Source organism: Streptomyces ovatisporus (assembly GCF_042653885.1).
GTDB lineage: Bacteria > Actinomycetota > Actinomycetes > Streptomycetales > Streptomycetaceae > Streptomyces > Streptomyces ovatisporus.
This window is the reverse complement of sequence record NZ_JBHSFH010000013.1, coordinates 109,603-121,350: the sequence shown is the minus strand read 5'-3', so window position 1 is coordinate 121,350 and position 11,748 is coordinate 109,603. Positions and strand designations below refer to the sequence as shown.

The following is an 11,748-nucleotide window of genomic DNA, read 5'->3' as shown; positions in this document are numbered from 1 at the left end:
CCGCGGCCCTCGGCCCGCGGCCGCGGGAAGCGGTGCGGCCAGGGCGGTCGGCAGCCCCGGCGTCGGTGAGCTGGGACGTCGGTGAGCTAGGACGTCGGCGACGGCGGAGCGCCTGGCGCGGGCGGCGTACCCTCCTGCTCCCTGCGCCCCCCGCCGCGCACGGCGAGGCCGGCGAAGACGGCCCCGGGGGCCAGCAGCACGCTCATGAGGGCGGCGTTCCTGGTGCGCCTGCGGTCGCAGTCGGCGGCTATCTGCTCGCTCGCTCTCGCGCTGTCGCCCTTCTGCGCCTCCTCCAGGCCGGCGAGTTCGTCCAAGTCATCCGGACTCATGGAGAAGGTGTGGTTGACGGCGCTGCCGTCCAGGTCCAGGCGGCCGTCCTCCCAGCCGACGGCGGCGATGGACGCGCACTCGGCTTCGAGCCGGTACTCGGGGCTGTAGGAGTCGTGGCCGTACTCGACGTCCGGCCCGACGGTGAAGAGGAGGAGCGCTCCGAGCGCGAAGCCGCATGACAGCACAACGCACGTCAGAGTACGGCCAGTTGATCGGTCGGTCATGGCGGTCGACCTTAGCCGGGCGAGCCCGGCCGCGATATCCCCGACGGGAGCTCGCCGTGGTCCGGCCGCGCCCGCCGCGGTCGTCACATCGCGGCGGGCGCGGTGGTTCTCCTCCGCCACCCGCCCGTCCGTCCGGCGTCACGAGACCGGACGGGCCGGTGCCGGGCCGTCAGGGGTGGCCGTGGGCGGTGCCGGAGACCCCGCCGAAGAGCCTGGCCACGAGGCGGAGGGGCAGGGTCACGACGGTGGCCACGGCGCCGCCGGTCGTCCGCAGTACGTCTGCAACGCCTTCAGCACGAGCGAAGCTCCGTTCCTGCCCCGAACCGGCGGGCCGGCTCATTGCGGTGTTCTGCTGTACGCCTCGCTTGCCCGCCGCGCCGTGCCGGAAACGGGACGGTGTCCGTACGCGTCCTGTGGCGGCCGTCAGGACGCAGCGCGCTTCGCCGCCACAGCATGACCAGCTCTCAGGGGGGTACGCGCGACGTCCGGACGCCACAGGACCGCCGGTGCCCAGGCCCACCGGCACAGAGGACGGCCCATGAACCACTCGCTGCTGGAGGCCCTCCCCGCCGAGCACCGGCAGCGTCTCCGTCATGCGCCTCCCGGCCGGGAACTGGCGGCACACCCGATGCTCGCGACCCTCAGCGACCGGCGGGACTTCGAGGGCGGCGGGTGGCTCTTCGAACGGAAACTGGACGGCATCCGCGTCCTCGCCGTACGCGAAGGCGACGGCATCCGCCTGCTGTCGCGCACGGGCAAGCCGCTCGACGGCAGCTATCCGGAGATCGTCGACGCCCTCGCCGGGCAGGACTGCACCGACTTCACGGCCGACGGGGAGATCGTCGCCTTCGCCCACGGCCGCACGTCCTTCGAACGGCTCCAGCAGCGCATGCAGCTGACGGACCCCCGCCAGGCGCGCGCCACAGGCGTCGCCGTCACCTACTACCTCTTCGACCTGCTGCGGCTCGAAGGGACAGACGTCAGATCCCTGCCGTTGCGCACGCGCAAGCAACTGCTCCGCGGCGCACTCCACTTCCGTGCACCCCTGCGCTTCACCTCCCACCGGAACCAGGGCGGGCAGCAGCTGCTCGACGACGCCTGCCGCCGCGGCTGGGAGGGGCTGATCGCCAAGGTGGCGGACGGACGGTACGTCTCGCGCCGCTCGCCCGACTGGCTGAAGCTCAAGTGCGAAGCGGGCCAGGAGTTCGTCATCGGCGGCTGCACGGAACCGGCGGGCAGCCGGGTCGGGTTCGGGGCGCTGCTGATCGGCTACCACCAGGGCGGAAGGCTGCGCTACGCCGGAAAGGTGGGAACCGGCTACGACCACGCGACGCTGCTCGGCCTGCGCCGCCGTCTGGACGAACTGGCCGTATCCCGCTCGCCGTTCGCCGAACCAGTCCGGGAGAGGGGCGCCCGCTGGGCGTCGCCCGAACTCGTCGCCCAGATCGGCTTCACCGAGTGGACACGGGAAGGCAAGCTGCGCCATCCGCGCTTCCTCGGCCTCCGCGACGACAAGGATCCGCGGGACGTCGTCCGCGAGGAGCCGCAGCAGCGGTGAACGGACCGGGGCACCGGACGAGGGACCCGCGCCGGTGAGCGCCGGCCGCCCGGGACGCGCAGCGCACGGATTCACCGGTCAGCGGCGTCTCCCGCCCCGGCCGTTCCCGCCGCTGCGCCGTTCCCGTGCGGAGGCGACCGCTTCGGCCCGCTGCCGTGCGCGTTTCTCGGCCTCCTCCGCGCGGCGGCGCGTCTCCCGCGCTGTGCGGTCCGCCTCCCGCTCGCTCTTGCGGCAGCGCGAGTGCTCCAGCTCCGCCTGCCGCAGCTCGTCGCGGAGCCGCCCCAGGTTCTCCTCGGACGCCTCACGTGCCGCCCGTGCCGCACCGGCGTCCTCGGCAGCCGACTCCGCCTTCCGCCGCAGTTCTTCCGCCCGGTCGGCGGCCTCCCGGGCTTCCCGGCGTGCGCGCTCTCCGGCGGCACGGGTGCGCTCGTCCGTCCGCGCCTCCTTCTCGCGGCCGGCGCCGTCCGCACGTCGCGCGGTCCGTGCAGGGGCCGGCTTCTTCCCCCGGGCGCCGGCTCCCCCGCCGCGGGCCTGCGCACCTGCGGCTTCGCGGGCCGCGGCGTCGAACCCGGCGGGGACGGACAGCGGCTTGGCGAGCCTCCCCGCCGCCCACTCCCGGGCGGCGTCGGGGTCGGACATCACCGCCTGGAGCGTCTGCGCCACCTCCTGCTGTGCCTGCGGGCCGAGGGGCTGACCTGCCCCGGAGGCCAGCTGCGCCGCCTGCCGGGAGAGGGCGGCCACCAGCTGGTGCTGCTGGTGGGAGAGGGTGCGCAGCTCCTCGCCGTCCAGGTTGCGGTGGGCACCGCGCAGTTCCTCACCGAGGCGCAGCAGCGGCGCGACCTCCTCCTGGCGCTCGCGCACGAGGAGGTTGCTCGCCCAGGCGGCGAGAGTGGGACGCCGCAGGCCGCGGATCTGCCCGGCCAGCTCCCGCTGCCCTTCTGAGCGTGCCTGCTGCGCACGGTCGTTGCGGGCGGCGGTGAAGTCCTCCGGCCGCAGCCCGTACAGCTCGTCCGCCACCTCGTCCAGGTCCACACCGGCCTCCAGTGACCGTTCCGTCCTGCTTCAAGACGTTCAGAACGATTTCACCACCCGAGGTCCGCCGAGTCCCCCGGGGCCACGACCAGGGAGGTCGTGCTCCGCGCGAACGATCTGTCGAACACCGACGCCGGTCGTTCTACGATCGCCGAATGGCTCTTCGCCTCACCCTGCTGGCCGCCAGCCGCAGTGCGTCGGTGCTCGACGCGCGGTTTGCGGACAGCCGCCCGCTCGACCCGGCGGGGTGGCACGAGGTGCGCAGGGCGAAACCGGCGCTGTCCTACCTGGCGGCTGCGGAACTGCGCTATTGCTCCCCGTCGGCGCGCTGCCGGGAGACCGCGATCTCGCTCGGCCTGGCGCCTCTCGCCCAGCCGGCGCTGCGCGACTGCGACATGGGGCGCTGGAACGGCTTCACGCTCCAGCAGGTCACGGCCCGCGAACCCCGCGCAGTGAACGCCTGGATGGCGGACCCGCGCATGACGCCGCACGGCGGAGAGTCACTCGTCGCGTTCATCCAGCGCATCGGTGCCTGGCTCGACACCCGTCCGGTCGGGGACGGCGGATGGGTGGTCGCGGTCATCGAGCCGGGCGTGCTGCGGGCGGCGCTGTGCTACGCGCTGAAGGCGCCCCCGCACGCGTACTGGCACATCGACGTACAGCCGCTCGCCGCCGCGACCCTCTCCGGGCGGGCGGGGGAGTGGAGCCTGAGCCTCCAGACCTGAGCCCGGCGGGCGGGGCGGCCGTGTGCCTGCCGCCGGAGCGTCCGGAACACCGCATCCGCGCGGGCGCTTCGAGAGCGGCGGCCAGGCGGTGGCGTCGATAGGGGTGCAAGCCGCGTTGGCCGGTTGTACGATGCTAGCTGTTTCAGTGCAAGCTGAAGTAGCTAGCAAGAGCCAAGGCGGTGGCCCATGACGAAGCCCGCACCCGACGTCGACCGCGATCAGGTCCTGGACTGGGTGGAACGCGTGTCGATGTATCTCGCGCAGGACGGTGTCCCGCCTATCGCCGGGCGGGTCCTCGGGTGGCTGATGATCTGCGATCCGCCGGAACAGTCCGCCGGGCAGATCGCCGAGGCGATCGGGGCCAGCCGGGCATCCCTCACAACCAACCTGCGCATGCTCACCACGATGGGATTCGTCGGCCGGCACACCCGGCCCGGCGAACGCACCGTGTACCACCGCATCGTGGAGGGCGCCTCGGAGAAGGTCATCCGGCGGCAAATCGCCGGCATCGCCTCGTTCTGTGACATCACCGCCGACGGCCTGGCCCTCCTCGGACCCGACAGTGCACGCGCCGCGCGCATCCGCGAAGCGCACCAAGCCTTCGAATGGATGGCGAAGGCCTTCGAGAACGCACCACCCATAACACCCGGAACGCAGGAGTGACGACCATGGCAAGCAGGCTCGCCCAGACCGCCGTGGGCCCGATGGTGATCGTCGCTGTCGACCAGCACGAAAAACACCCACTGATCCATGACGAGTTGGCCCACCGGATGCTGCCGACCGCGATGAAGGCGTTCGTCACGCTCACCCGATGGGGTCCCGTGCGGCGCTGGATGGTGGCCGGCATGGAGAAGAATGTCCCCGGGATGTGGGCGAGCTTCCTTTGCCGGAAGCGATACATCGACGACCAGCTCCTCAACGCCGCGGAGGCGGGCATCGACGCCTTCGTCACCCTGGGCGCCGGGTTCGACACCAGGGCCTACCGCCTGCCCGCCCTGGGCAAGACTCCGGTGTATGAGCTCGACCTGCCGGAGAACATCGACCGCAAGCAGGCTCTGCTGAACAAGATGTTCGGGAAGGTCCCCGACCACGTCACCCTGATCCCCATCGACTTCAACACCCAGGACCTCAAGGACGCGCTGGCCGCTCACGGTCACGACAGCGGCAACATGAGGACCTTCTTCGCCTGGGAGGCCGTGACCCAGTACCTGACCGAGGACGGCGTCCGGAAGACCCTCGCCTTCCTCGCCACGGCCAGACCCGGCAGCCGACTGGTCTTCACTCACCTGGCCAAGGATTTCCTGGACGGGCGCGCCTCCTACGGCGCCGAGAAGCTGTACCAGGAGTACGTGGTCAAGCGCAGACTGTGGCACTTCGGGCTGAACCCTGATCAGATCGAGGGCTTCCTCGCTGAGTACGGCTGGCGCGTGGCCGAACAGCCGGGCCCGCCGGACTTCACCGCTCGGTACATCGAACCAACCAGCCGACGGCTGCCGGTATCTGAGGTCGAACGGTCCGTCAGCGCCGAGAAGATCTAGCCTCGCGTTTTCGCGCGGTGGCTGTCCGAGGGGTGATCACATAAGAGGAGAGTGCTTCTGACCTGGGAGGATGGGGCTTGTCGAAGGCTCTGTCCACCACAGGAAGAAAGCACTCTCCAGGTGATGAAGCGTACCGGGTTGTATCCGCGTGTTTCGTACCCCCTCCGGGCCGAGCCAGGCCTCTTCGGGCCGGTATGGCTTCCGATCCCACGGTCTCCCGCCTGGTCGAGCGTCTCGCCGGTGCCGGGCCGAAGGCGCTGGCAGCGATCCGCTCCGCGCGGGCCGCGGTGCGGCAGCGCGTGTGGTCCCTGGCCGGCGGCCACAGCCCCGTCGGCAAGGACGGCCAGGTCGTCCTGGACATCGACGCCGCCCTGGTGGTGGCGCATTCACAGAAGGAAGACGCCACACCGACTTGGAAGAAGAAGACCTTCGGTCATCACCCGCTGCTCGCCTTCATCGACCACGGTGCGGAAGCACCGAGGGAGCCGGCCGCCGCGCTGCTGCGGCCCGGACGGGCGGGCGCGAACACCGCCGCCGACCACATCACCGTCGCTCAACTCGCCCTGGCACAGCTACCGAAGCAGCACCGCCGGGGGTGGCAGACACTCATCCGCACCGATTCGGCCGACGGGACTCATGCCTTCCTGGAGTGGCTCTTCCGCCGAGGCTGGTGGCTGTCCTACTCGGTGGGCATGACCATCTCCGAGCAGATCCACACCGCGGCCACACGCATACCCAGCCGGCCTGGACACCCGGAGCAGTGGAACCCCGCGTCCACCCGGCACGAAGCCGGGCCACCAGCATGCCCACACACCCAAATCCACCCCCAGAACGCAACAAGTCCTCGCCAACAAAGCCGACGAGGACCCTCACGCAAGATCGAGGCTAGTTGGCGGATCTTGATCTGAACTGCGGAGGCCGGGAGCGCGTCGAGAATTCTTGTTGGCGGACCATGACCGAGAGGAGCTCACTGTGCGTGAGGTTCGCGGTCACCAGCAATCAGCTCGAACTGTGCAAGTCCTGCCAACCCCGAAGAAGCGGGATGCCTCTGGGGTGTCTACGGACACTCAGCAAGTACCTCCTGATGCAACCCACCGACGTGGACGCCCATCAAGCAGGCTGAGAACGGCGTCGTCGAACGAAGCCGACCACCCGGGTACGCCGCAATGTGACCATGCGCCCCGCGGCGCCTTCCGGTAGTGCACCTGGGTCATACCACGACGTCTCGTGTTCCTCGTAGAGGCAAGCTGAAGAGTCCTTGGTTGAGACCGCTGACCTGACCACGAAGAGAAGTCAGCCGAACTGCCTGCCCTTGTACGGGAGTTGCCAGGCCGGCACCGGGCCGCACCAGCCATATCAAGATCATCTCACCCGTGAACTGGCGTTATGGGGTAAGCCTTAGGGCAGCGTCCTGGAGCGCGTCCAAGCCGCGCGCGATGGCGATCTGTGTCCTACTGCCGGGCCGGACGCAGGCCAGGAGCCGACGGACGGGGGCCGTGGGGCCTGCCAGGGGTACGCGACGGAGGGGCAGACCCTGAGGGAGCGGGGCCTGCCGGGGGACGAGACAAATTCCGTGGCCGTGGGCGACAAGGGCGGCCACGGCAGTCCAGTCGATCGCGCTGTGTGTGACTCGCGGTGTGAACCCCGCGGCGGCTGCGGCATGCAGGAGGACCGGGTGTTGGTCCCTGGGGTCCCCGGCCTGGATCCAGGTCTCCTGAGCAGTGTCCGACAGACGCACCGTTTCACGGCCGGCCAGTGCGTGGTGGTCGGGTACGAGCAGGTCCTGGGGTTCTTCGATCAGCACGTCGTGTTCGACGAGGCCACTTCCCGTGGACGACACGTCGAAGGTAGCGATCACTACGACGATGTCCACTCGGTGGGAGAGCAGCAGGCTGATGCGGTCCTCGTCGGGGTGCTCGTCGAGTCGGCAGGCCATGCCCGGGAACTGCTCGCAGAGTGTCTGTGCCGCGGGGGCGATCACCGTGGCCAGGGCGCTGGCCACGCCGGTGATCCGCAGAAGGCCGGCGGCCCCCTCACGGTGGGAGTCCAGGACGCCGTTGGCCCGTTCCCATTCTGCGTTCATAACCTCCACGTGCTCGACCAGGGCGAGCGCGGCGGGTGTCAGCCGGACCCTTCGGCCCACGGGTTCCAGGAGTTTCAGGCCGAGTTCGCCGGACAGCTGACGCAACTGCTGCGAGACCGTGGGAGGAGAGAGGTGCAGGACAGCCGCCGTGGCGGTGACAGTTCCTTCTGCACGCAGAACGCGCAACGCCTGCAGCCGAGGATCGATCATGTGGTTTCTCCGAACGGAACGGTGCGGAATTTCCCAATGGACGCCATCAGGACGCCCGGACCAGGATGAAGATCCGAACCTTGGACGGCCACCTCTCACACAGGGGGCCGCCCGAATCCTGCTTTCCCCGCTGTTCTTTCAGCGCCCCCTGGAGGCTTGTTGTGTTCGATTCAGCCGTCGCGGGAGCGCTGGCCGGTTATGGCCTGGCGATCCCGGTGGGAGCCGTGGCCGTACTGATGATCAATCTGACGGCCCGGACCTCCTTCCGGGTCGGAGCCGCGGCAGCGATCGGAGCCACGACGGCAGATGCGCTCTACGCGGTGATCGCTGTTGAGGGAGGAGCGGCAGTGGCCACGGTGATCCAGCCGTTCTCCGAGCCCTTACGGTGGATCGCCTTCCTCGTCCTGACCATGATGGCCGCGCGGATCGCCCTTGCCGGGCTTCGAGGGCAGAAGCGTGGAGCGGTCCAGGCGCCGACGGAGGAGGCGGCCATCAGTCCACGGCGGTCGTTCACTACGTTCCTGGCGCTCACTGCACTCAACCCGTGGCCTGCCCTCTACTTCGTCGCTCTCATCCTCGGACAACAGGGGCTCCGGAACGCATCAGGAGCGGAGACTGTGGTCTACATCGTTGCGGCCGTCGCCGCGTCCGCGAGCTGGCAGTTGCTGCTGGCCGGCGGAGGGGCTGTCTTCGGCCGTTTCATCACCGGCCCTCGCGGCAGAAAGGCAACCGCCGTGGTGTCCAGCGCCCTGATCTTTGGACTCGGCGCCCACATGGCACTGGGATGACCCGGCACGGTGTCCGCCCCAGGCGCGGATGCCGCCTGGGGCAGAGCCATCAGTCTCCCGGCACACCGGGCCAACCCACGTATGCTCAGCCGTCATGTGCTCAGTCCTGCCACGGACGACCTCGAACTACCGTGGGACAGCCGCGATGACGGCCAGTACGACGGCGAGACCTGGCCACGCGATGCCCTGCTCGATCTCGCGTCCCCTTACGCAGTTCATTCCGACTGCCCCACGTCCCTGGGGCGGAGACGGATTACGGGACAGCCCTCAGCAAGGCGGCGACTTCGGCTGGCGGAGACGGCAACGGCTGGGCGCGCTTGACTTGTTGTCGAACTTCGGGACAAACCAAATACGACTCAGACCGGCAGATTCGCCCAATAGTAATCGAGACCCATGGAGGATTGGATGCCACGCCATGACACGTCAAACGCGCCGGTCTTCAGTCTGTACTACATCGCTATCGATACCGAGGCCGGCGTGACGCCGGAGCAATTCGAAGCCTTTGTTCGCCATAAAGGCGTGCACATTCCCTGCTACCCCGGATGGCGCTGGACGCTGCTGCGCGGCCTGCGTGGCGAACGGGCCGGCCAATACATGATGCTGTTCGAAATCGATGACGCCGGGCAGCGCGACCGCTACCTGGCGGCCGACGGCAATCAAACAGAATTGGCACGCCAGTTCTGGCGCGATCGTCGCGAGGCCCGGGAGCTTGTCCGCGAATGGAGGAAATACGGCACATTCAGCGAATTGCCCACGATCTATACCGACTACCGCTTGCTGGCGGAAAACAAGAAGAGCACCGTCGCCGATGGGCCGCGTTATCAGGAGCGCCGCCCAGGAGAAGAACCTCTCGCCCGGGTGATCGGCATCCACAATCTCGCGCTGCGCCCCGACGTCCGGGCAGATACCTTCGAAAGCTTCATCGCTGAAAATCATCATCGCATCGAGGACTACCCCGACTGGAAATTCCGCCTGCTGAAAGGCGAGCGCGGAAACCGGCTGGATCAGTATGTTGTGCTGATGGAGATTGCCAGCCTCGCGGCACTCCATGCGTTCTATCCTGATGCGGACATCGCGACTGCTGAGGCTGCTGCATTCGCCGAGGCCTATCGGGACACGAAGCAGATGTACGAGGAATGGAAGCAGCTGGCTTCGTTCTCCGGCTCACCGCAGATCTACACCGATTACCTTTCGGTGGCGGAAAGCCTGAGCTGACGCAAGTGAGGTGATCTCACCAACTTTCAGTTGGTCCTGGTCCTGCCGTGTTCGAAATGGGTGAGTACAAGTGCGGCTTTGACGATGTGGCTGATCTTGCGAGGGCTGGGTGTGACGCGTCGCAGGGCGCGCCGGCGGCCGGTGAGCAGGGCGAATCCGCGTTCGCCGAGACATCGCAGGCCGCGGAGTAGGGCGTTGTAGGTTCGCGTGTCCACGTCGAGAGTCCACCGCCACCCACTGCTCCCGCGTCGAAAGGCCGCCACCACCCACAATCCACAACTCCACACGCTGGTGGACGACTTCTCCAGCAGCCGTGGCTCCTATCCGCCTCGTCCCCGTCTTCCCGCGCATGACGGACCGGCTGCGTGACGTCCAGCGCGTCCAGAAGCGCGCCGACATCGCCCCGGATCTCAGGTGGCTGGGCGACTGGCGGTTGCCACGAAAAGATCGAGTCCGCCTGAAAACCCTCGATGGCGGGAGCTTCCTCCAGGTCTCGGGTGGCCGTCATCGGCGTGAGGGCGTGCGATCACTGGTGACAGGGGACTGCTGCAGGGTCTGGTCACAACTGTCACCAACCCGTGCAGCAGTCCCAGCAGACCTCGCCGCCATCGATCCGCTACGTCGAACTCCACCGGCGCAACCAGCCGTTCACGAGCCGCAGCCGATCCCGCACCGCGGCATCTCGGTCGAGCTCCACGAGCAACTGGTCCAGGTGACTTGAAGCCGAAGCGATCTTCGCTCTCGCTGCGTCGTCCACGCACCGGCAGCAGCACTCACTGGCTGACTACGGGGAACACTCTTCGGAACTGATCGCAACACAGCGTTACGCGACCAATGTCCGCCAACTGGTTTGCCCGTCCGCCAACTAAAAATCTCGGTCGCAGCAGGGGCGGCGGCTGACGCCGATACCCGCCTTTGCATAAAACTGCTGCACTACGTATAGTCATGCTGTCGACGAGGAGGGTTCGATGACAGTGCGAGCAGCGGTCGCGGGGGCGAGCGGTTACGCGGGCGGGGAGATCCTGCGCCTGCTGGCCGCGCATCCCGAGGTGGAGGTCGGAGCGCTCACCGCGGGCTCCAACGCGGGTTCGCGGCTCGGTTCGCACCAGCCGCACCTGACGCCGTACGCGGAGCGCGTGCTGGAGGAGACCACGCCCTCCGTCCTCGGCGGTCACGACGTCGTCTTCCTCGCGCTGCCCCACGGCCGGTCCGGAGCGGTGGCCGCGGAGCTGGACGAGGACGTGCTGGTCGTGGACTGCGGCGCGGATTTCCGGCTCTCCGACGCCTCCGCCTGGGAACGCTTCTACGGCACACCCCACGCCGGAACCTGGCCGTACGGCCTTCCCGAGCTTCCGGGTGCACGTACCGGACTGCGGGGCGCGCGGCGCATCGCCGTCCCCGGCTGCTACCCGACCGCCGTCTCCCTCGCGCTCGTCCCCGCCTACGCGGCCGGACTGGCCGAGCCGGAAGCGGTCGTCGTCGCGGCGACCGGAACCTCCGGTGCGGGCAAGGCGCTCAAGCCGCACCTGCTCGGCAGCGAGGTGATGGGCTCGATGAGCCCGTACGGAGTGGGCGGCGTGCACCGGCACACACCGGAGATGGTCCAGAACCTCAGCGCGGCGGCAGGCAGGCACGTCAGCGTCTCGTTCACGCCCACTCTCGCGCCCATGCCGCGCGGAATCCTCGCCACATGCAGTGCGAAGGCGCTGCCCGGGGTCGGGGCCGAGGCCGTGCGGGCGGCATACGAGAAGGCGTACCAGGACGAGCCGTTCGTCACCGTGCTCCCCGAGGGGAGCTGGCCCGCGACGGGTGCCGTGACCGGTTCGAACCACGTCCACCTCCAGACCGCCCTCGATGCGGACGCCGGCCGGATCGTCGTCGTCGGCGCCGTGGACAACCTGACCAAGGGCACCGCGGGCGGCGCGGTGCAGAGCATGAACATCGCCCTCGGACTTCCGGAGGCGCTGGGGCTGCCCGCCGTCGGGGTCGCCCCGTGAACGCCCGGGGTGTCCGGACGACGGCCGGCGAAGCGAACGGAGAAGCAG

General features: G+C 68.9%; 12 protein-coding genes and 1 pseudogene. 8 read left to right on the top strand and 5 right to left on the bottom strand.

The features are described from left to right. Nucleotides 1–86: 86 nt before the first annotated feature. Together ACFPA8_RS21820 and ACFPA8_RS21815 are read right to left on the bottom strand one after the other, a co-directional pair. Complete coding sequence (locus ACFPA8_RS21820) at nucleotides 87–515, bottom strand: hypothetical protein (RefSeq protein ID WP_386451115.1); 429 nt, start codon at nucleotides 513–515, stop codon at nucleotides 87–89. A 208-nt stretch (nucleotides 516–723) separates the two neighbouring features. Beyond that, complete coding sequence (locus tag ACFPA8_RS21815) at nucleotides 724–828, bottom strand: LPFR motif small protein (protein WP_386451489.1); 105 nt, start codon at nucleotides 826–828, stop codon at nucleotides 724–726. Nucleotides 829–1,092: 264 nt separating this feature from the next. On the opposite strand from ACFPA8_RS21815, the gene ligD reads away from it, so the two are divergent. Further along, nucleotides 1,093–2,112, top strand: a complete 1,020-nt coding sequence (gene ligD / locus ACFPA8_RS21810) for a non-homologous end-joining DNA ligase (protein WP_386451113.1) — start codon at nucleotides 1,093–1,095, stop codon at nucleotides 2,110–2,112. Between the two features lie 78 nt (nucleotides 2,113–2,190). Here ligD and ACFPA8_RS21805 read toward each other — a convergent pair whose 3' ends face one another. After that, entirely contained in the window at nucleotides 2,191–3,144 is a 954-nt protein-coding gene (locus ACFPA8_RS21805; protein WP_386451111.1) for a hypothetical protein, read from the bottom strand. 155 nt (nucleotides 3,145–3,299) lie between these two features. Here ACFPA8_RS21805 and ACFPA8_RS21800 point away from each other — a divergent pair, with 155 nt between their 5' ends. The 4 genes and pseudogenes from ACFPA8_RS21800 to ACFPA8_RS21785 all read left to right on the top strand — a co-directional run. Next, nucleotides 3,300–3,869, top strand: coding sequence for a histidine phosphatase family protein (locus ACFPA8_RS21800; RefSeq protein WP_386451109.1), 570 nt, complete (start codon nucleotides 3,300–3,302; stop codon nucleotides 3,867–3,869). A 186-nt stretch (nucleotides 3,870–4,055) separates the two neighbouring features. After that, nucleotides 4,056–4,532 (top strand): GbsR/MarR family transcriptional regulator, encoded by a 477-nt coding sequence (locus ACFPA8_RS21795; protein ID WP_386451108.1) that lies wholly within the window; start codon nucleotides 4,056–4,058, stop codon nucleotides 4,530–4,532. 5 nt (nucleotides 4,533–4,537) lie between these two features. Further along, on the top strand, nucleotides 4,538–5,407 hold the full coding sequence (locus ACFPA8_RS21790) for an SAM-dependent methyltransferase (RefSeq protein ID WP_386451106.1): 870 nt from the start codon (nucleotides 4,538–4,540) through the stop codon (nucleotides 5,405–5,407). A 162-nt stretch (nucleotides 5,408–5,569) separates the two neighbouring features. Beyond that, nucleotides 5,570–6,147: pseudogene (locus tag ACFPA8_RS21785) on the top strand (transposase); the annotation flags it as partial. A 644-nt stretch (nucleotides 6,148–6,791) separates the two neighbouring features. Here the strand turns inward: ACFPA8_RS21785 and ACFPA8_RS21780 are convergent. Next, nucleotides 6,792–7,700: a LysR family transcriptional regulator gene (locus tag ACFPA8_RS21780; RefSeq protein ID WP_386451104.1), complete on the bottom strand. Its 909-nt coding sequence runs from the start codon at nucleotides 7,698–7,700 to the stop codon at nucleotides 6,792–6,794. Between the two features lie 161 nt (nucleotides 7,701–7,861). Here ACFPA8_RS21780 and ACFPA8_RS21775 point away from each other — a divergent pair, with 161 nt between their 5' ends. Both ACFPA8_RS21775 and ACFPA8_RS21770 read left to right on the top strand, forming a co-directional pair. Continuing rightward, entirely contained in the window at nucleotides 7,862–8,488 is a 627-nt protein-coding gene (locus ACFPA8_RS21775; RefSeq protein ID WP_386451102.1) for a LysE family transporter, read from the top strand. A gap of 405 nt (nucleotides 8,489–8,893) precedes the next feature. Continuing rightward, nucleotides 8,894–9,703 carry a hypothetical protein gene (locus ACFPA8_RS21770; RefSeq protein ID WP_386451100.1) on the top strand — a complete coding sequence of 270 codons (810 nt, stop codon included), beginning with the start codon at nucleotides 8,894–8,896 and terminating at the stop codon, nucleotides 9,701–9,703. Between the two features lie 26 nt (nucleotides 9,704–9,729). Here ACFPA8_RS21770 and ACFPA8_RS21765 read toward each other — a convergent pair whose 3' ends face one another. Further along, the gene (locus tag ACFPA8_RS21765; protein ID WP_386451098.1) at nucleotides 9,730–9,918 is read right to left on the bottom strand and encodes a hypothetical protein; all 189 of its coding nucleotides are present in this window, start codon (nucleotides 9,916–9,918) and stop codon (nucleotides 9,730–9,732) included. 753 nt (nucleotides 9,919–10,671) lie between these two features. On the opposite strand from ACFPA8_RS21765, the gene argC reads away from it, so the two are divergent. Then, nucleotides 10,672–11,700, top strand: coding sequence for an N-acetyl-gamma-glutamyl-phosphate reductase (gene argC / locus ACFPA8_RS21760; RefSeq protein ID WP_386451096.1), 1,029 nt, complete (start codon nucleotides 10,672–10,674; stop codon nucleotides 11,698–11,700). Nucleotides 11,701–11,748 lie beyond the last annotated feature (48 nt).